Annotated in this window: 19 protein-coding genes and 1 pseudogene; 18 read left to right on the top strand and 2 right to left on the bottom strand. The window is 62.8% G+C overall.

Translation table 11 applies throughout. From position 1 onward, the window contains the following. Window positions 1–15: 15 nt before the first annotated feature. The 4 genes from DCN14_RS11595 (at window position 16) to DCN14_RS11580 (ending at window position 3,849) form a co-directional block, all read left to right on the top strand. Window positions 16–1,053, top strand: a complete 1,038-nt coding sequence (locus DCN14_RS11595; protein ID WP_096501736.1) for an ABC transporter permease — start codon at window positions 16–18, stop codon at window positions 1,051–1,053. 83 nt (window positions 1,054–1,136) lie between these two features. After that, the gene (locus tag DCN14_RS11590; protein WP_096501734.1) at window positions 1,137–2,078 is read left to right on the top strand and encodes an ABC transporter substrate-binding protein; all 942 of its coding nucleotides are present in this window, start codon (window positions 1,137–1,139) and stop codon (window positions 2,076–2,078) included. A 47-nt stretch (window positions 2,079–2,125) separates the two neighbouring features. Beyond that, window positions 2,126–3,016: an amidohydrolase family protein gene (locus DCN14_RS11585; protein ID WP_096501732.1), complete on the top strand. Its 891-nt coding sequence runs from the start codon at window positions 2,126–2,128 to the stop codon at window positions 3,014–3,016. A 71-nt stretch (window positions 3,017–3,087) separates the two neighbouring features. Beyond that, complete coding sequence (locus DCN14_RS11580; protein WP_096501730.1) at window positions 3,088–3,849, top strand: FadR/GntR family transcriptional regulator; 762 nt, start codon at window positions 3,088–3,090, stop codon at window positions 3,847–3,849. 23 nt (window positions 3,850–3,872) lie between these two features. Here DCN14_RS11580 and DCN14_RS11575 read toward each other — a convergent pair whose 3' ends face one another. Then, complete coding sequence (locus tag DCN14_RS11575) at window positions 3,873–5,114, bottom strand: FAD-binding oxidoreductase (RefSeq protein WP_096501728.1); 1,242 nt, start codon at window positions 5,112–5,114, stop codon at window positions 3,873–3,875. Between the two features lie 510 nt (window positions 5,115–5,624). On the opposite strand from DCN14_RS11575, the gene DCN14_RS11570 reads away from it, so the two are divergent. The 13 genes from DCN14_RS11570 to DCN14_RS11515 all read left to right on the top strand — a co-directional run bounded on the left by DCN14_RS11570 (window position 5,625) and on the right by DCN14_RS11515 (window position 21,937). Beyond that, on the top strand, window positions 5,625–6,332 hold the full coding sequence (locus DCN14_RS11570; RefSeq protein ID WP_096501726.1) for a YfiR family protein: 708 nt from the start codon (window positions 5,625–5,627) through the stop codon (window positions 6,330–6,332). Then, window positions 6,329–7,597 (top strand): diguanylate cyclase, encoded by a 1,269-nt coding sequence (locus DCN14_RS11565; RefSeq protein WP_096501724.1) that lies wholly within the window; start codon window positions 6,329–6,331, stop codon window positions 7,595–7,597. The genes DCN14_RS11570 and DCN14_RS11565 overlap by 4 nt, the downstream gene beginning before the upstream one ends. Before the next feature lie 84 nt (window positions 7,598–7,681). Beyond that, window positions 7,682–8,191 carry an OmpA family protein gene (locus DCN14_RS11560; protein ID WP_096502033.1) on the top strand — a complete coding sequence of 170 codons (510 nt, stop codon included), beginning with the start codon at window positions 7,682–7,684 and terminating at the stop codon, window positions 8,189–8,191. Window positions 8,192–8,506: 315 nt separating this feature from the next. After that, window positions 8,507–10,390 carry a type VI secretion system baseplate subunit TssF gene (gene tssF / locus DCN14_RS11555; RefSeq protein WP_096501722.1) on the top strand — a complete coding sequence of 628 codons (1,884 nt, stop codon included), beginning with the start codon at window positions 8,507–8,509 and terminating at the stop codon, window positions 10,388–10,390. Window positions 10,391–10,522: 132 nt separating this feature from the next. Continuing rightward, entirely contained in the window at window positions 10,523–12,661 is a 2,139-nt protein-coding gene (gene tssI, locus DCN14_RS11550; RefSeq protein ID WP_096501720.1) for a type VI secretion system tip protein TssI/VgrG, read from the top strand. A 17-nt stretch (window positions 12,662–12,678) separates the two neighbouring features. Beyond that, on the top strand, window positions 12,679–13,137 hold the full coding sequence (locus DCN14_RS11545; RefSeq protein WP_096501718.1) for a DUF1795 domain-containing protein: 459 nt from the start codon (window positions 12,679–12,681) through the stop codon (window positions 13,135–13,137). Next, window positions 13,134–17,471 carry an RHS repeat-associated core domain-containing protein gene (locus DCN14_RS11540; protein ID WP_240327208.1) on the top strand — a complete coding sequence of 1,446 codons (4,338 nt, stop codon included), beginning with the start codon at window positions 13,134–13,136 and terminating at the stop codon, window positions 17,469–17,471. The genes DCN14_RS11545 and DCN14_RS11540 overlap by 4 nt, the downstream gene beginning before the upstream one ends. Before the next feature lie 9 nt (window positions 17,472–17,480). Next, window positions 17,481–18,092: a hypothetical protein gene (locus DCN14_RS37940; RefSeq protein ID WP_143331645.1), complete on the top strand. Its 612-nt coding sequence runs from the start codon at window positions 17,481–17,483 to the stop codon at window positions 18,090–18,092. A 62-nt stretch (window positions 18,093–18,154) separates the two neighbouring features. Continuing rightward, window positions 18,155–19,528 (top strand): RHS repeat-associated core domain-containing protein, encoded by a 1,374-nt coding sequence (locus tag DCN14_RS11530; RefSeq protein ID WP_239007805.1) that lies wholly within the window; start codon window positions 18,155–18,157, stop codon window positions 19,526–19,528. Between the two features lie 9 nt (window positions 19,529–19,537). Beyond that, entirely contained in the window at window positions 19,538–20,101 is a 564-nt protein-coding gene (locus DCN14_RS37935; RefSeq protein ID WP_143331644.1) for a hypothetical protein, read from the top strand. Window positions 20,102–20,333: 232 nt separating this feature from the next. Next, a complete protein-coding gene (locus DCN14_RS37930; RefSeq protein ID WP_143331643.1) occupies window positions 20,334–20,843 on the top strand; it encodes an SMI1/KNR4 family protein in 510 nt (169 codons plus the stop codon). 25 nt (window positions 20,844–20,868) lie between these two features. Beyond that, window positions 20,869–21,609 carry a hypothetical protein gene (locus tag DCN14_RS11520; protein ID WP_239007804.1) on the top strand — a complete coding sequence of 247 codons (741 nt, stop codon included), beginning with the start codon at window positions 20,869–20,871 and terminating at the stop codon, window positions 21,607–21,609. A gap of 64 nt (window positions 21,610–21,673) precedes the next feature. Then, window positions 21,674–21,937, top strand: coding sequence for a hypothetical protein (locus DCN14_RS11515; RefSeq protein ID WP_096501712.1), 264 nt, complete (start codon window positions 21,674–21,676; stop codon window positions 21,935–21,937). A gap of 114 nt (window positions 21,938–22,051) precedes the next feature. Here the strand turns inward: DCN14_RS11515 and DCN14_RS11510 are convergent. Beyond that, window positions 22,052–22,282: pseudogene (locus tag DCN14_RS11510) on the bottom strand (glucarate dehydratase); the annotation flags it as partial. 194 nt (window positions 22,283–22,476) lie between these two features. Between DCN14_RS11510 and DCN14_RS11505 the strand changes: the two are divergent. Next, the gene (locus tag DCN14_RS11505; RefSeq protein WP_239007803.1) at window positions 22,477–22,857 is read left to right on the top strand and encodes an immunity 22 family protein; all 381 of its coding nucleotides are present in this window, start codon (window positions 22,477–22,479) and stop codon (window positions 22,855–22,857) included. Window positions 22,858–23,065: the final 208 nt, after the last annotated feature.

Here is a 23,065-nt window from a genome sequence, read left to right as displayed (position 1 = left end):
GACGCCTACCCGATCATGTCCAACGATACGCATCCCGTTCCGCCTCTTGCCACCGGCGACACGCCGGCGGCCGCACCGGGCCTGCGCGCCCGCTTCTTCAACCCGGCCGCGCGGCAGAAGCTGCTGGCGTTCGCGAGCCTCGTGCTGCTGATCGTGTTCTTCAGCATCGCCTCGTCGAACTTCCTCGAAGTCGACAACCTCGTGTCGATCCTGCAGGCCACGGCCGTGAACGGCGTGCTGGCCGTCGCCTGCACCTACGTGATCATCACGTCGGGCATCGACCTGTCGGTCGGCACGCTGATGACGTTCTGCGCGGTGATGGCCGGCGTCGTGCTGACCAACTGGGGCATGCCGCTGCCGCTCGGGATCCTGGCCGCGCTGTTCTTCGGCGCGCTGTCGGGCAGCGTGTCGGGCTTCGTGATCGCGAAGATGAAGGTGCCGCCGTTCATCGCGACGCTCGGGATGATGATGCTGCTCAAGGGGCTGTCGCTCGTGATCTCGGGCACGCGGCCGATCTATTTCAACGACACGCCCGGCTTCACGTCGATCGCGCAGGATTCGCTGATCGGCAACCTGATTCCGTCGCTGCCGATCCCGAACGCGGTGCTGATCCTGTTCCTCGTCGCGATCGGCGCGTCGATCGTGCTGAACCGCACCATCTTCGGCCGCTACACGTTCGCGCTCGGCAGCAACGAGGAAGCGCTGCGGCTGTCCGGCGTGAACGTCGATGCGTGGAAGATCGCCGTCTACACGTTCAGCGGCGCGGTGTGCGGGATCGCGGGGCTGCTGATCGCGTCGCGGCTGAACTCCGCGCAGCCCGCGCTCGGCCAGGGCTACGAGCTCGATGCGATCGCGGCCGTCGTGATCGGCGGCACGTCGCTGTCGGGCGGCGCGGGCAGCATCGTCGGCACCATCATCGGCGCATTCATCATGAGCGTGCTGACCAACGGCCTGCGCATCATGTCGGTCGCGCAGGAATGGCAGACGGTCGTCACCGGCGTGATCATCATCCTCGCCGTGTACGTGGACATCCTGCGCCGGCGTCGCCGCTGACGTCGCCGCACGGACGCGCAGGCATCCGCTTCACCGCCGGCCCGGCCGGCAATTTCAGTCGATACCCACCAAGGAGACGCGAAGTGATCAGGAGCAAGGTGTTGAATGCGATCGTCGGGCTGACGTTCGCCGTCGGCGTCACGGCCGGCGCGCACGCGCAGGAAACCTACATCCCGCTGATCTCGAAGGGCTTCCAGCATCAGTTCTGGCAGGCCGTGAAAGCCGGCGCGATGCAGGCCGCGAAGGACTACAAGGTGAAGGTGACGTTCGAAGGCCCCGAAACCGAGGCGATGGTCGACAAGCAGATCGACATGCTGTCCGCCGCGATCGCGAAGAAGCCGGCCGCGCTCGGCTTCGCGGCGCTCGACAGCAAGGCCGCGCTGCCGCTGCTGAAGAAGGCGCAGGCCGAGAAGATCCCCGTGATCGCGTTCGACTCGGGCGTCGACAGCGATATCCCGGTGACGACCGCCGCGACCAACAACAAGGCCGCCGCGGGGCTCGCCGCCGACAAGCTCGCCGCGCTGATCGGCGACGAAGGCGAGGTGGCCGTGGTCGCGCACGACCAGACGAGCCGCACCGGCATCGACCGCCGCGACGGTTTTCTCGAACGGATGAAGTCGGCGCATCCGAAGGTGCAGGTCGTGACCGTCCAGTACGGCGAGGGCGACCAGCTGAAATCGACCGAGGTGACGAAGTCGATCCTGCAGGCGTATCCGAAGCTCAAGGGCCTGTTCGGCACCAACGAAGGCTCGGCGATCGGCGTGGTCAACGGCGTGCGCGAGATGAAGCGCAAGGTCGTGATCGTCGGCTACGATTCAGGCAAGCAGCAGAAGGACGCGATCCGCAGCGGGCTGATGGCCGGCGCGATCACGCAGAATCCGATCGGGATCGGCTACAAGACGGTCGAGGCGGCCGTGAAGGCGATCAAGGGCGAGAAGCTGCCGAAGGTCATCGATACCGGTTTCTATTGGTACGACAAGTCCAACATCGACGACCCGAAGATCGCGGCGGTGTTGTACGACTGAGCGAGGCGTGATGTCATGCGCGGGTAACGGCGGAACACGAGGACACCATGGGCGCAGTGCGTATCGATTCCCACCAGCACTTCTGGCGTTACCGCGCGGCCGACTATCCGTGGATCGGCCAAGGGATGGGCGTGCTCGCGCGAGACTACCTGCCCGACATGCTGTGGCCGCAGATGCATGCGCAGGCGCTCGGCGCGTCGATCGCGGTGCAGGCGCGCGCCGGGCGCGACGAGACGGCATTCCTGCTCGACCTCGCCCGCGACGACGCGCACATCGCGGCCGTGGTCGGCTGGGAGGATCTCGCGGCGCCCGGGCTCGCCGAGCGCATCGCCGAATGGCGCAGCCCGAAGCTGCGCGGCTTTCGTCATCAGGTGCAGGACGAAGCCGACGTCGCCGCGTTCGTCGAGGATCCTGCATTCAATCGCGGCGTCGCCTGGTTGCAGGCGAATGGCTATGTGTACGACGTGCTCGTGTTCGAGCGTCAGTTGCGCGACGTGCGCGCGTTCTGCGCACGGCACGATGCGCACTGGCTCGTGCTCGATCATGCCGGCAAGCCGGCGCTTGCCGAGTTCGAACGCGACGACACCGCGTTTGCGCGCTGGCGGGCCGGGTTGCGCGAGCTCGGCGCGCTGCCGCATGTGGTGTGCAAGCTGTCGGGGCTCGTGACCGAGACGGACTGGCGGCGCGGCCTGCGCGCGAAGGACATCCGGCACATCGAGCAGTGCCTCGATGCAGCGCTCGACGCATTCGGGCCGCAGCGGTTGATGTTCGGCTCGGACTGGCCCGTGTGTTTGCTCGCGGCGTCGTATGACGAAGTGGCGTCGCTGGTCGAGCGCTGGGCCGAGGCGCGGCTGTCGGCGGCCGAGCGCGGCGCATTGTGGGGGGGCACGGCCGCGCGTTGCTATGCGGTGCCGGGCGCGTCGAAGCCCGGCATATAAAATAGGCGCGAACGGCCCGGCGCTTCATTCGGCAGACCGTTCGCAACGAAACCGCTCACCTGTATCAACGTATGTCCATCCAGCCGATTCAGAACCGCCGCCTGTACCAGCAGATTGCCGACAAGCTCAGCGGCATGATCGAGTCCGGCGATTTTCCGCCGGGCAGTTATCTGCCGCCCGAGCGCGAACTGGCCGAACGGTTCGGCGTGTCGCGCACCTCGGTGCGCGAGGCGCTGATCGCGCTCGAAGTCAACGGGCTCGTCAGCGTGCGCGTCGGCGACGGCGTGAAGGTGCGCCAGCCCGAGGCGGCTGCCGCGCCGGCGCCGCAACCCGCCACGAAGGTCGCGCCGTTTTCGATCGTCGAGATCGATCCGGAACTCGGCATCGCGCTCGACCTCGACACCGAAATCCCGCCGTTCGCGCTGTTGCAGGCGCGCCGGCTGATCGAACCGGAAGCCGCGTCGCTCGCCGCGAAACACGGCTCGGACGCGCAGATCGAAGGGATCCACGAGGCGTTCCTGCGCAACCAGGAAGACAACCGCAGCGGCTCGCTCACGCATCCGGGCGACCGGCTGTTCCATATCCGTATCGCGGAAGCGAGCGACAACCCCGCGTATGCGCTGATGATCAAGCAGCTGCTCGCGCACAAATACGACCTGATGTTCCAGCGGCTGCAGTCGCTGTACATGCCGAACGACATGCCGCACCGCTCGGAGCTCGAGCACCGCGCGATCCTCGACGCGATCCGCGCGCGCGACCCGGAAGCCGCACGCCGCGCGATGGCCGAGCATCTTGACGAAGTGATCGAGATCTTCGGCCGCGCGCTCGACTGAGCGCGCTTTGACACGCTACCGGTTCAGAAACGATCCGCGCGATAAGGCGCCGGATCGGTGAACGGGGTTTCGCCCGTCATCATCTCGGCCAGCAGGCGGCCCGACACGGGGCCGAGCGTCAGCCCGTGATGGTTGTGCCCGAATGCGAACCACAGCCCGCGATGCGCGGGCGCGGGGCCGATCACCGGCCGCATGTCGGGCGTGCAGGGGCGGAAGCCGAGCCACGGCTGCGGGTCGAGCCGTTCGCCGAAGCCGAACACCGGGCGCGCGACGCGTTCCGCGCGTTCGAGCTGCACGCCCGTCGGCGGCAGGCCGCGGCGCGCGATTTCCACGCCGGTCGTCAGCCGCAGGCCGCGCCGCATCGGCGCGATCACGTAGCCGTATTCGCGATCGACGATCGGCGCCGACGGCGTGCCGCGTTCGGAAGGCGCGTAGTGCATGTGATAGCCGCGTTTCTCGCGCAGCGGGATCTTGTAGCCGAACTTGCCGAACACCGTGTCGGACCACGGGCCGAGCGCGACGACGACGGCCGGCGCGGCGATCCCGCCGTCGTCCGTCGTGACCTGCCAGCCCGGCGATAGCGCGTCGAGGCTCGCGGCGTCGCCGTTGAGCAGCGTGCCGCCGCCCTGCACGAAGAGTTGTGCGTAGGTTTTGACGAGCGCGGACGGATCGACCACGCTCTTCGGGTCGAGCCAGTGCAGCGCGCCGCAGAAACCCGGCGCGAGGCTCGGTTCCCGCGCACGCAGTGCCGCGGCGTCGAGCGGCGTGATGCCGAGCCCGTGGCGGCGCGCGGTGAGCCCGGCATCGCCGACCGCGCGTTCGAAGGCGGCCGGCGTGCGGAACGCTTCCATCCAGCCGCTCGCGCGGACCAGCTCCGCGGCGCCGGCGCGTGCGATCAGCGCGTCGTGCTCGACGATGCAGCGCTCGATCAGCGGCAGCATGTCGCGCGAGGCCGCCGCGTGACGCATCGGCGCCGATTCCCACCAGAAGCGCGCGAGCCACGGCGCGAATGCCGGCAGCGACGCGCTGTGCCAGTAGAGATCGGTCGAGCGGTTCAGCGCGTAGCGCATCAGCGTGAACGGGCTGCGCGGGAACGGGTACGGCTCGATCGACGAGCGCTCGATCAGTCCCGCGTTGCCGAAGCTCGTGCCTTCGCCGGGCGCACCGCGGTCGACGAGCGCGACCTTGCGTCCACGATCCTGCAGATGCAGCGCGGCGGAGACGCCGACGATGCCCGCGCCCAGAACGATTACGTCGAAGTCCATCGTGTGAGTGGCCGTGTTAGCGGGGCGCGTGGCCGCGGTGCGGTGTGCGCGCCCGGGTTGGAGATCGTATGAAGTGAAAGCATACTCGCGGCGGCGTGGTGCACCAAGAGGGTGTGCGCCGCTGGCCTCGGCGCGGCTGGCCCGTGCGCGATGGTTCGCGGTCGTCCCGGTCGTGGGGCAGCGGAATGCGCAGGTTCCGGCATTCGGGGTGACGCGCGATGACCGATTTGTCCGCACACGCATACGCTGCGGAGTTGACGCGTCCGGGTGTCCAATCCACTGATCAATCCGCTGGCGTCGCGGCTGCATGGCCGTTCGGCTGAACGTCGCCCGCATCGTCACGCCCGGCACCGATTCAACCTGCTTTCCTGCATGACTCGCGGGTGTATCCCACTGGTTCGGGATGCAGATTTTTACCTAAGATGGAGGGAATCGTGCGCGGGATACGGTGCCTGCACGCGCATGAAGGGAGCAGGTCGCGCCGGGCACGACTGCAGCAGATTTTCCATCATGGATGCGAGCGTGTGCGCGGCGGCTGCGAGTCAGGCAGCCGCATCGACGCCGGCGGGTGCGGCGGCATTCGTCGCGCGAATGGCGTCCGGCCGGCCGGGCCGAGTCGCGTCGTTGCGCCGCGCGTTCGTCGCAATCGTTTGCGTTCTGACCGTTGCGCCTGCCGTCCTTGCCGGGGTGCCGGCCAATGCCGACGATCCGGTCGACACGGTACACGTTGCCGCCGCCGCGCCCCCCGTCAGTCCTGCCCATTCCGCGATTTCTTCACACGACTCCGCCGTGCGCCAGGTCGTGCTCGGCATCGTCAGTTTCACGCGCTGGCCCACGACGCCCATTCGTCTGCATCTGTGCGTGACGGGCAAGCCCGACTACGCGGGCGGACTGACCGACACGTTGCAGGCCGGCTCGACCGTGCTCGACGTGCAGCGCGTTCGCTTCGACGATTCCGCGCTCGGCATCGCGTGCGACGTCGTCTATCTGGGCAACCTCGACAACGACGAGCGCGCGCGGGTGAGAAACGCGCTGGCCGGCCACCCGGTGCTGACGATCGCCGAACACGACGAGTCCTGCACCGCGGGCGCGATGTTCTGCCTCACGGTCGAGGGCGAACACGTCACGTTCGACATCAATCTCGACGCCGTCGCGCGCAGCGGGGTGCGCGTGCATCCGAACGTCCTCAACCTCGCGCGGCGGCCGCTGACGCCATGACACGTTCCGCGCCGTCCATTTCGTCTTCACGTGTGCCGCGCCCGACGCTGCAAAGCGTGTTGCGTCGCGCGCATTTGCGCCTCGCGTTCGTCGCGGTGACGATGGCCGCCGTGTCGTTGATCGTCGTCGCCGTGATCGCGTTGCGCGCGTATGCCGGCAACAACCTGAACCTGCTGGCCCGCTCGCTCGGTTACACCGTCGAGGCAGCGCTCGTGTTCGGCGACCGCGTCGCGGCGAATGAGGCGATCGCGCTGATCGCCAACGACGAGGACGTCGCGCAGGTGGTGGTCATCGATGGCAAAGGCCAGTTGTTCGCGATCTGGACGCTGCCCGTCGAAAGCCGGATCGCCCGGATCGAGCGCGGCGTCGCCGATTTCGCGCTGCCCGGGCCCGTGACCATTCCGGTGATGCACGACGGCCTCGTCGTCGGTCAGGTCATCGTGCGTGGCCGAGGACATCAGTTCTTCGGATTCCTGCTCGGCGGCATCGGCGGCATTCTCGGCTGCCTGGCCGTCAGCGTGCTCGGCGCGTATGTCAGCTCGAAGCGTCTGCTGCGCAACATCGTCGCGCCGCTGCGCGCGCTTGCCGGCGTCGCGCACGCCGTGCGGCGCGAGCGGGCGTTCGCGCGGCGCGTCGAGCCCGTGGCGATCGCCGAATTGAACCAGCTCGGCGACGACTTCAATGCGCTGCTCGACGAATTCGAGGAATGGCAGAACACGCTGCGCGACGAGAACGCGTCGCTCGAACACCGGGCGACGCACGATGCGCTCACGGGGCTGCCCAATCGCGGGCAGTTCGAGACGCGTCTGTCGCTTGCGCTTTGCGACGCCGTGGTGACGCGGCAGCGGGTCGCCATCCTGTATCTCGATTGCGACCGCTTCAAGGAAATCAACGATTGTCTTGGGCACGACGCGGGCGATGCGGTGCTGGTCGGTATCGCCGCGCGGTTGCGCACGCAGGTGCGTGAGACCGATCTGGTCGCGCGCCTGGGCGGCGATGAGTTCGCGGTGATGCTGACGGCCGTGCGCGAAGCGGACAGCGTAGGCCGGATCGCCGGCGCGATTCTGTCCGGCATGGTGCCGTCGATCGAGCTGTCCGACGGACGCATGGTGGCCACCATGATGAGTGCCGGCGTTGCGCTGTATCCCGACCACGCGTCCGACGCCAGCGGCTTGCTGCGCGCGGCCGATGCCGCGATGTACCGCGCCAAGCGCACGCGGCCGGGGTCGTGGCAGCTGGCGGAAGGCGTTGCCGGGCCGGTTTGAGGTCCATCGTTTCGCGCTGCGGGCGAGGCCGCGGCAGCGGGATAAAAAGCGCACGCGGCGCGGGCGCGTACATAGGGGTCGATGATGGAAAACTCGTTGCCAGTGAGCATGGGGCGGATGTGTATCGGGAGCGCGGTGCTGCTGTGCCTGCTGCTGGGCGGATGCAAGACGGCGCCGCTGCATCGGGGGCTCACGCAGACGCAGGTCACGGCGCTGAAGTCGGCCGGCTTTCAGGAGACCGGGCAGGGGTTCGAGTTCGGGTCGACCGGGCCGATTTTGTTCGACTTCGATCGGTATAACCTCCGGCCGGATGTGCGGCGGATCGTCGAGCGGATCGGCAGGACGTTGAAGTCGGCCGGGATCAATGGGGTCCGGGTCTACGGGTACTCGGATGAGGAGGGGGCGGCGGCTTACGATCTCGAGTTGTCGAGAAGGCGGGCGGAGGTCGTTGCCATCGAGCTGGTGGATGTCGGGTTGGACGGAAAGCGGATCGTGATCGTCGGGAAGGGGAAAAGCGATCCGATAGGGGATAACCGCACAGCGGCCGGGCGGGCGCAGAACCGGCGGGCGGCGATCGTGATTTCGCCGAGGTGAAGGGCGCGTCGCGCACCGGCGTGCCCCGATCGCGGTGGTTGCTCGTGAATACACGGCTACCGGCCTGCGTCAGGGCAGTCCGTTGTAACTGTTTGCCATCATTACCGGGCACATGCGCGCGCGTTCGTTCGCGCGCAGCGGACCTTGACGTACAGGGCATCCGGGACGCATCGGCGTCATGAAACCGTCATGCCCGGCCGCAAGCCGTTCGGCACATTCGAAACGAGGATTTCAATTGCCTGAATAAAATCGTTCCGCCAGTTTTTTTGAACGCTGCATGGCCATGCGGCCAGCGCGGCGACGACCGGAACGTGTATGGCCCTCGAACCCAACGATCTGCTGCCGCACTTCGAACGCGAGATCGCGCTGCTGCGCCGTTCGATGCAGACGTTTGCGCAGCGTTTCCCCAAAATCGCCGCTCGCCTCGCGATCAACGGCGAGCGATCGGACGACCCGCATGTCGAGCGTCTGCTGCAGTCGTTCGCGTTGATGGCGGCATCTCACGACATCCGTCTCGAAGACGACGTGCCGCCGTTTACGCGCGATCTTCTCGAATCGCTGCACGGCGCGTTCCTGCGCGCGTTTCCCTCCTGTGCGATCGCGCAATTTCATTGCAACGCCACCGACAAGCAGACCTCACCCCGCGTCATCCGTCGCGGCGATCGATTGATCGCACCCGTCGGCCGGGCGGTATTTCGTATGGCGGACGACGTCACGACCGCGCCGCTGACCGTCGCGGCCGTTCGTTACACGACGTCGGCGATCGCACCGCGAGACGCGTCGTTGCCACCGGAAACGACCGGTTTGCTGACCATCACGTTCGAGCTGACCGCGTCGGATGCCACGTTCGCGATCGTGCCGGACAGGTTGCGCCTGCATTTCACCGGCGCGCGCGAGGTGGTCGCGGCACTCGCGGACGCAGCCCTGCTGCTTGCCGTACGCAGTTTCGCCGAAGCGGGCGACTCCGGTTGCTGGCAGCGTCTGCCGGGCGCGGCGATGACGGCCGTCGGCCTCGAGCCGACCGATGCGCTGCTCGACCTGCCGCCTGACGACACCCTCGGGCCGTTTCACCTGCTGATGACGTACTGCGCCGTTCCGGAGCGCTTCGACTTCGTCGACGTCGACATGCGGCCGCTCAAGCGGGCCGCCGGCGACAGTCGGCGCGTCGCGCTGCACCTCGCGATCGCCGGCGTGCATCCCGACTCGCAGCGCGCCCAGCGTCTGGCCGCCGCGACGGTTGACCATGTGCGCTTGTTCTGTACGCCCGTGATCAACCTGTTTCCGGACGATGCCGAGCCGATCGAGACGTATGCCGGTTGCGCGTATTACCCGGTGAAGGCGCTTGCCCAGGCAGGCACGTCGCAGACGGACATCTGGTCGATCGACACCGTTCGTCAGACTTCCGACGCCGGTACGTCGATGCTGGCGCCGTTCCAGTCGCTACGGCACGGCATGGACGCTCGCCCGGGGTTGTTCTGGACGGTATTGCGCGACGAGGCCAGGCGGGCACCGAAGAAGCCGTCCGCCGATTCCGAGTCAAAACAGGCGGACAAGGCGCCGACGCCGGCCCTGGACGACACGCCCGAACCGCTCCACGGCGTCGAACTTCAGCTGACCGATCGCGACGGCCGACCTGCCGATCCGGGCAAGCGCAAGCTGGCGATCCGGCTTTCCTGTACGCAGGGCGACCTGTCCGGGATGCAGACGCGCGAGCTGGCGTTGGCGAAAGGCGACCCGGTGGGCGCGATCATGCTGCTGAACCGGCCGACCCGGAGCCAGGTGCGGACGTTCCGCTACGGGGAGCTGTGGGATCTGCTGTCGCTTCTCGTGCCGCAGGCGATCCGGCTGGACAAGGGCGGCCTGACCCAGCTCAGGCGGCTTTGCGCGCGCTGGGCGGAAGGCTCCGTCGACGCCGGGCGGCGTTTCGATGCGCTCGTCTCGTTGTCCACCGCGCGCGTGCGGTGCTGGCTGCCGGGCAAGCCGGCGTCGGCGTTCGTGCAAGGGCTGGAAGTGCGACTGGTCGTGGACGAGCAGCGTTTCGCCGGGTTCAGCCTGGGCGCGTTCGCGCACGTGATGGACCGGTTTTTCGCGCCGTACGTGCCGGTCACCAGTTTCGTGCAGGTCGTGCTGTTTTCGGCGCAGACCGGTGCGCTGCTTCGGCGCGGGCAACCTTGTCCCGGCACCCAGCCTTTGATCTAGTTTCCGGTTATCGGGGCGCGAGTCAAACGTTTGCGGCGTGCCTTTCGCATGGCAGGGTTTTGACCTACATTATCGAAGCCTCGGGCCGGGGAACTGGCCGATGGAACCTGAGAACACAAGCAAGGAAAAAGAATGAGTTTCGCTCCGAATGGGGGTATTCCCGGCGGTTTTGGCGGTAGTGCGCTCGGTTCCTTGAGTGCGCTCGGCGGCCTTGCCGGTCCTGCCGCGTCGAGTATTGCCGGCAGTCTCGGGCCGCTCGCCGGCCTGGCCGGCCACGTCGACACCGTCCAGCGCGCGATGCAGCTCGCGCAAACCGGCTTCTCGCTGATGGACAAGACGCCCGGTGCGATTGCCGACGCGATCAACGGCGCCGCCAACCCCGCGCGCCTGACCCAGCTCAATCGCTACGTGACGCTCGATACGCCGCTCGGGCCGGACGTGCTGCTGGTGAGCGCGGCCGTCGTCGACGAGCACGTGAACCGGTTGCCGGAAATCCACCTCGACCTGCTGTCGCATCGCCATGACTTGCGCCCGGAGGACCTGATCGGCCAGCAGGTCAAGATCCGGCTCGACCAGCAGGCGCGCTTGTCGACGCTCGAACGCGTCGTGGCAGCGGGCACCGGCGACAACGACCGTTACTTCGACGGCTACGTTGCGTCGTTCGACCGCGCCGGCAACCCCGGCAACGTCACGCAGTATCACCTGACGGCCGTGCCGTGGTTCTGGTTCCTCACGCGCTCGACCGACTGCCGGATTTTCCAGAACAAGACCGCGCAGGACATCCTCACCGAGATCTTCCAGGAGCACGAGTTTTCCGACTTCGTGTTCGATATCCGCACGAGCCAGAAGCCGCTCGAATACGTCGTGATGTACCAGGAGTCCTACTACAACTTCTGCGCGCGGCTGATGGAGCAGGAGGGGCTCGTCTGGACGCATCGCTACGAGAAGGACAAGCACTTTCTCGTGATCGGCGACACGAACCTGCTGTTTCGTCCGATCGACGGGCTCGCCACCGTGCCGTTCGCCGCGACCGAGGCCAGTGAAGACAGCGGTATCGATCAGTTGCACGAAGGCCGGCGCTTCGGGGTCGGCAAGGTCACGTTTCGCGATTTCAATTACCAGAACCCGTCGTCGCCGCTGATGCTGGTGGAGGCTGCGCCGCAGAACCTCAAGCATGCGCGGCTCGACGCGACCGAACGGTTCGAGCATCAGTCGCTGTACGACCACGGCGACGACGGCAACCGCTATGCGCGTTTCGCGATGGAGGCCGAGGAGGCGCAGGCTCATCGTTATACCGGCAGCGGCTATGCATGGCGCATGACGACGGCCGGTGCCGTGACCGTCGCGAATCACCCCGTCCTCGCGAACAACCAGGAATACGTGATCCTGCACGTGCGTCACGAGGCGGTGAACGATTACACGCAGCACAACGCCAAGCTGCCGTATCGCAACAGCTTCGCGCTGTTGCCGAAGAAGATTCCGTACCGTGCGCCGCGCGCGACGCCGAAGCCGGTGATTCACGGCACGCAGTCGGCGATCGTCGTCGGCCCGAAGGGCGAGGAAATCTACACGAACGGAAGCGCGGTGAAGCTGCACTTCCCGTGGGATCGGCGCGGCAAGAAGGACGGATCCGACTCGATGTGGGTGCGCGTGTCGCAACCTTGGGCGGGCGACGGCTGGGGCGCGGCCGCGATTCCGCGGATCAAGCAGGAAGTGCTCGTGGCGTTCAACCAGGGCGATCCGGACAACCCCGTGATCGTGGGGCGCGTGTTCAACGGCGAACAAGGCAACCCGTACCACGGCGCGGCCGGCCAGACGATGGGGATCAAGAGCCAGACGCACAAGGGGCAGGGTTCGAACGAGATTCGCATGACCGACACGAACGGCATGCAGGAATTCTTCATGCATGCGCAGAAGGACATGAACACCGTCGTCGAGAACAACGAGACGCACAAGGTGATGGGGCCGATGCGTACCGTCCTCGTGGCGACCGGCAGCGAAGAAAAGCAGATTCCGCAGGGCAACCTGACCGAGACGATCGCCGAGAAGCGCAGCACCACGGCGACCACCGTCGAGGTGACGACGCCGGCCAAGGACGGGGGCGGCGGTACGCAGGTTCACGTGGCCGAGCGCGGCATCCTGCTGAAGGTGCAGGACAGCTCGATCTCGCTCGCGCCGGAAGGCATTCGCCTCGAGCACAAGGGCTCCGTGATCCTGATGACCGACGACGGCGTGATGGTCAACGGCAAGCGCATCGATCTCAACAAATAACTCGAACAAAACCAGCCATGCACTACGCAATCCACGAAGGCACTTTCGAGCTGCCGGACGCGGCGCTCGACCGCACCGTCAACATCCTGATGATGAACGTCGGCCCCGGCGGCCTCAACCTCGTGATCGCCCGCGGGCGGTTTCGCGACGGAGAAGATATCGCTGCGTTCGTCGCGCGCGAATGGGAAGTGGCGTCGCGCGACGCCAGGATGCTTACCGAGAAGGCGCGCCGGCCGGTCACGGTCAGCGGGCGTGCGGGTATCCAGATCGATTCCACGCACGAGCGCGACGGCCGGCTGTGGCATCAGATGCAGACCATGTTCCCGTCGGACGATGCCGGCCGTGTGCTCGTGATGACATTGACCAGCGCGGCGCCGCTGACCGACGAACAGCAGGCGATCGCCGACCGGATGCTCGCCAGTTTCCAGCCGCGCGCGGCGCGACCGACCCTGCTCGGGCCGGGTGACGCGTCGTGAGCGCGGAACACTTCGCGGCCGCGCGCTTCGAAGACCCGATCCAGCACACGTCGTTCTGGGGTGAGCTTGTCGGCACGGTCGGGTCGGTGATCGGCGGTGCCGTCGTCGGCGCGCTGGTGGCCGAGGCGATGGAGGGGCTCGTGTTCGCCGGCCTCGCCGCGCTCGAAATCGGTACGGCGGGTTTGGCGACGCCGCTCGTGATCGCGATCGGTGTCGGCGTCGCGGTCGGCTCGGGCGCGCTGATGGAAGCGAGCGGCATGAACGAAGCCATCGACGACGGCGCGAAGGCCGTGGGCGATGCGATTGCGCCGCCGGTGATCAAAGGCAAGATCGCGAGCGGTTCAGGGAACGTTTACGTCAACGACAAGCCGGCGGCGCGGGCGGCGCAGCCGGGGGACCTCGATACCGTCGCGTGTACTGATCATCCCGGGCCGCAGATGATCGCCGACGGATCGGGGAACGTTTATATCAACAATCAACCGGCTTCGCGGGTTGGCGACAAGACGACGTGTGACGGGACGATTGCCGAAGGCTCCGATAACGTTTTCATCGGCGGCGGCACGCAGCGGGTAAGGGATGTGAAGTCGGCCACGCGGCTCGGGTGGTTGGGCGCCGCGCTTGGGATTGCGCTGGCGGTGTGCGGCCGCGGCAAGATGAGCTGGGGGCAGTTCCTGAAGAGCAAGGTGCCGTGTCTTGCGATTAATTTTGCGGCCGGTGCTTTCGGTACGTGGCTCGGTAGTCTGGCGAGGCCTTCAGCCGGCCACCCGGTCAACGTCATTACCGGCGGCAAGATTCTCGACGGCACGGACGACACCGACTTCGCTTTGCCCGGGCCGCTGCCGATCGTGTGGCGGCGTTTTTACAGCAGCCATGATGATCGGGCCGACAGCCTGTTCGGGGCAGGGTGGAGCGTGCCGATCAGCGTTGAGCTTCGGCTGGCGCGTGAGCATGGCGAGGTCACGTCGATCACGTATTGGGACGAGCAGGGGCGCGACATCGTGTTTCCGGCCGTGCCGCCCGGCGAAAGTCATTTCAGCGTGCCGGAAGGCATTTACCTGATTTGCACTGAAGGCGGCCACTACGTGGTCGAAACGGTCGATGGGGTGTATCGCGATTTCGGCCGCGCTCGCAGCGATGCGGACAGCGAGACGCTCAAACTGTGGCGGCTCGAGGATCGCAACGGCAACTGGATTGAAGTCGAGCAGGAAACGGCCGATGAGGTCGTGCGGCCTGTGCGGCTGCGTGACAGCGCGGGGCGCGTGCTGACGCTGGGCTACGAGGCGCCGCATCCTCGACGCATTGCCACCATTGAACTGACGCGTGGTGTGGACGGTGAGCAACCTGACACGCTGGTGCGTTATGCGTACAACGCTGCGGGCGAGCTGGTGGCTGTGACCGATCGGAGCGGTCACACCGGGCGACGGTTTGCATATGAGCGTGGACTGATGGTCCAGCACACGCTGCGTGGCGGCTTGATGTGCTTTTATGCGTGGCAGGGCGTCGGCCGCGATGCGCGTGTCGTGCGCCACTGGACCGACGACGGCGAAGCGTACACGTTCGACGCGGATCTGGTTCAGCGTTCGGTGACCATCACCGACCAGATCGGGCGCGTGACGCATTGGACGTGGAACGAGGATCAGCAGCCGACGAGTCATACCGACGCCGAGGGCCATGTATGGTCGCTCGAGTGGAACGCGATGCGGCAACTGGTCAGTACGACCGATCCGGCTGGAAACACGACGCGCTTCGAATATGACGAGCGCGGACGGCAGACGCAGCGCATCGACGCGCTTGGCCAGGTCGAGCGCACCGAGTGGAACGGGCACTACGATCTGCCCGTTGCCGAAACCGATGCGGCCAATGCGCGCTGGATCTATCGCTACGACGATCGCGGCAACCTGACGATGACGCGCGATCCGGCGGGGTTCGCGACCGAGTATTACCGCGACGATCGCGGGCTCGTGCACACGATTCGCGATGCGCGCGGCGGGTACAAGTTCCTTGAGTGGAATGGCCGGGCGCAGTTGATTTCGTATACCGATTGTTCCGGCAACGCCACTCGGTTTGCGTATGACGCACGTGGGGCGCTTGCGCGGGTGACGGATGCCGCCGGCCACGCCACCGTGTACGAAACGGATGCGATGGGGCGGGTCACGGGGATCGGGACGGCTGATGGTGCGCGGCAGACGTTTCGGTACGACGCGGCGGGACGTCTCGTCGAGGCCGTCGATGCGAATCAGCGCAGCACGCGTTATGAGCTCAATCCGCGTGGATTGTTGCTGGCACGCACGGATGCGGCGGATCGTGTCGTGCGGTTCGGTTATGACGATGCGTTCCGGTTGGCGAGCTTGACCAACGAGAACCGTGAGACGTATCGCTTTCAGTATGACCGTCGCGATCTGGTTTCCGTACAGATCGGTCTCGATGGCCACAAGCGTATGTACGAGTACGACGTGTGCGGTCAAGGCACGATCGTACGCGACGGGCAGATCGAGACGCGATACGAGCGCGATGCGATCGGGCAACTGACGGCGAAGCAAGCTTCGCACGAGCGTTGTGAATATCTGTATGACAAGGCAGGCCGAATCACCTCGGCTGAGCTGTATGCGCTTGCCGTGCGTGGGCCGTCGCTGAGGAATCGGGTCAGCTTGAAATACGACGCGCGTGGTGAGGTCGTCGAGGAGTACACGCCGACCGGCTGGCTCGCGCATACCTACGATGAGCTTGGGAATCGCGTCAGCACGACGATCTCCGGTGAGCGGACAATCGATTGGCTGCATTACGGGTCGGGGCATGTGCACCAGATTCGTTTCGATGGTGCGGCAGTTGCGGACATCGAACGGGATGATCTGCATCGCGAGGTGCTGCGGACGCAGGGCAAACTGACGAGTCATTTCGGGTATGACGCGGTGGGGCGGCGTGCACGGCACGCTGCGCAGCGAGGCCGGGCGGGCGACGAGTTGCTTGCGAAGCAGTGGCAATACGATGCAGTAGGTGACGTGATCCAGAAGCGTGATCAGCGCTATGGCACGACGAGTTATCGGTATGACCCTACAGGGCGTATCGAACAGGCGGTGGGGCCCGGGTTGCCGTCGGAAGTGTTTCGCTGGGATGCGGCGGCGAATCTGGTGTCGAGCGATCACCCCGGTGGCTATGTCGAGCACAACCGGCTCAAGATGTTCGAGGATAAGCGCTTCGAGTACGACGCGAATGGGCGGCTGGTTCGCAAGCTGAGCGGGCACGGGCCTGCTAAAGAGCTGGTGCTTGAGTATGACGACTGGAATCAACTCAAGACCGTCGTGACGAAGGATCGGCTTGGTATATCGACCACACATTTCGAATACGACGCGTTTGGCCGGCGGATTCGGAAGCTCAATGGCAGTTATGCGAGCACGGATTTCCTGTGGGACGGCATGCGGTTGGTGCAGGAGACGTATCACGACCGGAGTGGCGAAGAGGCGCTGACGTACTTGTACGAGTCCAATAGTTATGTGCCGCTTGCTCGGATTGATCAAGGGAAGGCGGCGGCGAACGATGCGGATGTACGGGATGCGGTTTACTACTTCCACAACGATGTTTCGGGGTTGCCGGAGGAACTGACTGACGCCGGTGGCGAGTTGGTTTGGCAGGCTCGCTACAAGGTGTGGGGCAACGCGGTGCAGGAGGAGTGGATCGCGCGGGTGCCGCAGTCGTCGATACCGAAATGGGGTGAGGTTCAGTCAGCTACACGGGCGCCTGCAAATGTGCCACGGCCGCAAAACTTGCGGTTCCAAGGACAGTATCTGGACCGTGAAACCGGGTTGCACTACAACACTTTCCGGTTCTACGATCCGGACATAGGTCGATTCATCAACCCGGACCCGATCGGGTTGGCAGGTGGGTTGAATCAGTATCGGTATGGGCCGAATCCGCTGACATGGATTGACCCGTGGGGCTTGACTTGCCTGAGTCAATGGAGTGGGAAGCGCGGTCGCGAAAAATCGATGTATGACTTGGAGCGAAACGGCTTCAATGTCGTTGCTGAAGAGGTGACAATGAAGGTGAACGGCAAGCGTATTCGGGCCGACTTCGTTGCGACGGACAGCCACGGCAACTATCACGTCTTCGAAGCTAAGCATGGGACTGGGCGTCTGACCAAAAATCAAAGCGCTTCTGGCGTATTTGATATGGCGAGTCCATCGAATACCGTCGACGGTATTGGTGGTGGGGTAATTACGCCCTCAGCGGGAAAAACTGGGCAGTTCGAAATCGCGACTGGCAACAGAGACATAGGCGAAGTGCTTGGCGAGCGTGGTACTTCATATGATGCAACATTTCATGTTCTGAAATACTGAGGTGTGTAGATGGACGCGGAATTGAAAAGGGTATTTGAAAAGAGGTTGCAGGAAATTCTCAAGGAAAATATAAGTGAAAGAGGTGTCAAGGTATTGAGGGGTGAAATTGTAGTAGACCGGGAGGGTGCGGGTAATGGGCGAATTGGATTCAGGTTTCTGAGAAATGCAAACGGATATATTCTTTCTGCTGCGGCTGATTCCTTTATCCTTCAGGATTTCTATGCAATAAAAAAACCTCCATATAAGCCGAAGATACCGACTGGTCTGGTTATGGCGATGAATACCTCTATGGAAACGGTAAAGTCGTTTTCGCCGAATATTGGTGGGGCCATTGATCTGCCGCGGGATGAGGTGGAAATTGAATCGGCATGTCGATGGATATGTGAAAAAGTGATGGGAATCTATTTGCCGAGGGTGATCAATGTGATAGAGATTGATTCTGGGTTGGTTCGGGATGTAATGGAAAACCCAAGCTACTATTCATACCCGTTTCTGACTATTGCTTTTGCGGCGAAGAGAAATGGTATTGGCTTGGATGGGCTGGATGTTGATTATTTGCTGGGTAGAAAGGTGTCGGGGAATAAGTCGTTCGACGGAGATGTTTTGAAAGAGTATTTTTAGGATATGACGCGATAGGGCGGCGTGCACGGCACGCTGCGCAGGGAGGCCGGGCGGGTGACGAGTTGCTTGCGAAGCAGTGGCAATACGATGCAGCGGGCGACGTGGTCCAGAAGCGTGATCAGCGCTATGGCACGACGAGTTATCGGTATGACCCGACGGGGCGTATCGAACAGGCGGCGGGGCCCGGGTTGCCGTCGGAAGTGTTTCGCTGGGATGCGGCGGCGAATCTGGTGTCGAGCGATCACCCCGGTGGCTATGTCGAGCACAACCGGCTCAAGATGTTCGAGGACAAGCGCTTCGAGTACGACGCGTATGGGCGGCTGGTTCGCAAGCTGAGCGGGCATGGGCCTGCTAAAGAACTGGTGCTTGAGTATGACGACTGGAATCAGCTCAAGACCGTCGTAACGAAGGACCGGCTTGGTATATCGACCACACATTTCGAATACGACGCGTTTGGCCGACGGGTTCGGAAGCTCAATGGCAGTTATGCGAGTACGGATTTCCTGTGGGACGGCATGCGGTTGGTGCAGGAGACGTATCACGATCGTCAGGGCGAGGAAGCGCTGACGTATTTGTACGAGTCCAATAGTTATGTGCCGCTTGCTCGGATCGATCAAGGGAAGGCGGCGGCGAACGATGCGGATGCAGGGGATGCGGTTTACTACTTCCACAACGATGTTTCGGGGTTGCCGGAGGAACTGACTGACGCCGGTGGCGAGTTGGTTTGGCAGGCACGCTACAAGGTGTGGGGCAATGCGGTGCAGGAGGAGTGGATCGCGCGGGTGCCGAAGCGGGCGACACCGTCTTGGAACGAAGTGTCCGCGGCCGCACCAGCGCAGACTCGTGCGCCGCGGTCACAGAACCTGCGGTTCCAGGGGCAGTATCTGGATCGCGAGACGGGGCTGCACTACAACACTTTCCGGTTCTATGATCCTGATATCGGGCGGTTCATCAACCCGGATCCGATCGGTCTGCTGGGTGGAACGAACCTCTACCGGTACGCTGCCAACCCGTTGGTGTGGATCGATCCGTGGGGCTGGGCATGTGGGGAGCTTAGCGGTAAAGCTCAGGAGGTCCATAACTTGGCCGGTGGTGGGGATGCGCGCTCAATACGAAATTCAACGGTCTCGATCGTCGAAGCCAAGGTGAATGGCAAGCCACAGCTGTTTGCAGCGGGAAGCGGGGGGCGACTAAGTCCAGCACAACGACAGGCACTTATGAAGATGGGAGTACCAGAAGAGAATATCTTTTATGGTAAAAATTCTATCGATGGTTTTGATAAGCTCGAAAACCATGCAGAGCGAATTATTTTGCGCAATCTTCCCGAAGGTGCTGAGGTTAGTCGCTGGGGTATCTCTTGGGGCGGATTGCAAAGGAATGCATCGTGTCCGTCATGCCAGCCCCACGTGGAGCAAGCTGGTGGGATTTTTGATTAGGAGATAATTATGTTCGATATCGAGACGCATAAACAATATCTCGAATCAATTCTTGCTGCAGGGAAGCGCGAAAACCTTGCTCGCTTTGGTGTTTGGTGTTGTATTGGACTTGCACACGATGACTCAATATTCGAGTTCCTTGCCATGCATATGGGGAGTACGAGTACACAGATCAAACAACGAGTCAGAGACTACCTGGATCAAGTATGGAATGGAAATGAAAGCGCCAATCCATTAAATGATCTGGAGCAAGTGGACTGGGACCCTGATGCAGTTGAAATGGATGACGATGCTGCCGCCCAAGGGGCGACCGATTTGCTGGCAGGGCTATCTTTCTTGATCAAATGGTGTGCTGAACACAACGTGGCGCGATTGGTTGCATGTGCCGAAGTTTTGATAAATCGGATTGACTATTTGGAAAGTTTCGAGCTGATTGGAAGGTATACCGCGAATCCGGTTGATGGCGAAATGAATTCGCAGAAAATTTTTGCACAAGATCTTGTTGTCGGTGGGGTATCTGATCAAGATAAAATGAAATATCACGAGTGGCTATTCAGTCCCGGAATTCCTTGAGCTTGCTCGGATTGATGAAGGGAAGGCGGCGGCTAACGATGCGGATGTACGGGATACGGTTTACTACTTCCACAACGACGTTTTCGGGTTCCCGGAGGAACTGACTGACGACGATGGCGAACTGCTCTGGCAGGCTCACTACAAGGTGTGGGGAAACCAGTGCAGGAGGAGTGGATCGCGCGGGCGCAGCAGAGGTTGACAGCTGCCTGGGGTGAAGTGTCGGTGGCGGATTATGAATAAATTGAATGTTCTCGTTGAGAAAATGAAATCGGATTGGTCTTTTGCGAGAAAGGCTATTCATTTTGGTCAGGAATGTCCATTTTTGCTGAGATCCAATTTTGCTGACGGAATTGCCAGTGGTGTGATGGTCGAGGGTATTTCTGATTCCGCGTATGAGCTCATGCAGTTTTGGGGAATATCCGAGCGAGCAGATTTATTCAAGGATGATGAGTGCGGGCAATGGGGGGTTGAGGTATTGTCACCTCAAGAGGCGATTGAAGAAACGGCAAGGCAAAGGCAGATCAGGAATCGAGATTTTCTCGATGGCGATGTTGTGTTTGCTCGATTTTGTGGGGATTCAGATTTGCTTTTGATGGATTCCGTTGGAGCTGTTTACGTTGCTTTGCCTTTGGATTGTAGGGGTGACTGGCCGCGAGTGGCGGATTCGCTTGAGGATTTTTTGGAGAATTTGACGAATTCTCAGGGGGCAAAATATTGGGAACCGCCAAAGGGAAGTCGCTAATTGGCGCGAGGCGATATCGTATGTAATGCATGAGCGTTGCGAATATCTGTATGACAAGGCAAGCCGAATCACATCGGCCGAGCTGTATGCGCTTGCCGCGCGTGGGTCGTCGCTGAAGAATCGGGTCAGCTTGAAATACGACGCGCGTGGTGAGGTCGTCGAGGAGTACACGCCGACGGGCTGGCTCGCACACACCTACGATGAGCTTGGGAATCGCGTCAGCACGACGATTTCCGGTGAGCGGACGATCGATTGGCTGCATTACGGTTCGGGACACGTGCACCAGATTCGTTTCGATGGTGCGGCAGTTGCGGACATCGAACGGGATGATCTGCATCGCGAGGTTCTGCGGACGCAGGGCAAGCTGACGAGTCATTTCGGGTATGACGCAGTAGGTCGTCGTGCGCGGCACGCTGCGCAGCGAGGCCGGGCGGGCGACGAGTTGCTTGCGAAGCAGTGGCAATACGATGCATCGGGCGACGTGGTCCAGAAGCGTGATCAGCGTTATGGCACGACGAGTTATCGGTTTGACCCGACGGGGCGTATCGAACAGGCGGCGGGGCCTGGGTTGCCGTCGGAAGTGACGCCTGAACGCGGCGTCTGGCTGTACCGCTACGATACCTTCAATCGCCGGATCGAAAAGCTGCAACTCGGCGGTCGCGAAACCGTGAAGTTCATGTGGGATGGGGCGACGCTGGCTGAGCGCTGGATCGAGTTTGGATTCCCGGCCACAAACTGCCAACCGGAAATTTGGAAGCGGTTATAGATATGGGCAACATATCTCCATCGCAATATACAGTAACTCCGATTGACATCAATCGAGGGGGTGCGTGAAATTCAAGGATATTTTTTTCTCCAGGGAAGATAGGTACGCGATAGGGGTTGAGCTGGACTCAGGCACTTACTACCTGTCGATTCCCTTTGTCAATGGCATGGTGGATTACGAGGAGTATTACGAAATAACCGAATCCCAGGCGAAGGGGTTTTCAGAAAACAAAGCGCTGGCTAATGAGTTTGCGGATAAATGCAGAAATCGACTTATGGATGATAGTTTGATTATCAAACCTGGAGCAGATCGTGGAACCCCATCCTGACGGGGCTGAAGTCGATAACGCAAGTTGGCCGAGCCGGCCGGGACAGCGACAAAAAGAAACGCGTCCGGCCGGCGGGCCTGCGCCGTTTTCGCGCGAGGCCCACGGCACCCGCCATCATCCCCGCTCGAAACTCGGCCGCTTCGGATCGTACGTCCACCCCGGCACCAGATAGCGCGTCGCAGCCGCATCGTCGCGCGCCGTGCCGCCGACTTCCCGATACAGTGTATGCGCGGCCTCGACCTGTGCTATGTCGAGTTCGATCCCAAGCCCCGGCCGCTCCGGCACGGCTACCTGACCGCCGACGATCTCGAGCGGCTCGCGCGTGAGTCGCGCATCGCCTTCCTCTGGTGGTATTAACCTTACGTGGCGACGCGGAATGACGGGGTCAAAGGCTGCGTACAACGAGCTTCTCGGGTTCACCGATTCGTCGAACGACTATGGGACGTTTGTGAGGCATTTGCAAAATTGGGCAAGCTACAGCCTCACGAATGGTACTGACGATTTACCTGCGGTCTGCGCCCGAAGGGGAGATAGGACACATGCACAAGGACCTAAAGGTTTCAGCGTGGATTGGAAAGTTCTCTGGCGCACATGACCTTATACATTACGTTGAAACCGGCTACGACCCTAGCGGAAATTCGACGAACCAGTTCTGGAGTGAAATCGGCATCTCTTGGTTCGACGACGACTTTAGAGAGGCGTCAATACTTTCATCGGGAAACGACACACTGGCGGATGAACTGCAAGAGTTCTCCTATGGTGAGACTTTTGCCGACGAGCTGTTTCGCCGACTCACTCAGATGCGCCAGCCCGGGATGGACGGGCTGATCCTCTTGTACGATTTTGACTATCCGAACGTTGGCGGGCAACGGCTGCGTAGTCGTGTGGCGTTTGTGGGGACCTTCGACTATCGTAAATAGTCCCGACATACACTGTCCGGCCGTTGCCGCGTTTCGATCTGATCGGGACGGCATGCGCACCCGCGTGGCGGGTTTCTAGTTCGGCGAGTTTCGCTACGCCTACGGATAGCATGACTGGATCACGTCGTGAGCGCGGAGCACCTCGCAGCCGCGCGCTTCGCAGACCCGATCCAGCACACGTCGTTCAGGGGGGAGCTTGTCGGCCACA

Source organism: Burkholderia sp. IDO3 (genome assembly GCF_003366075.1).
In the GTDB taxonomy this organism is placed as follows: Bacteria; Pseudomonadota; Gammaproteobacteria; order Burkholderiales; family Burkholderiaceae; genus Burkholderia; species Burkholderia anthina.
Note: the sequence above shows the minus strand (reverse complement) of the source record. Positions and strands in the feature narration are given on the sequence as shown.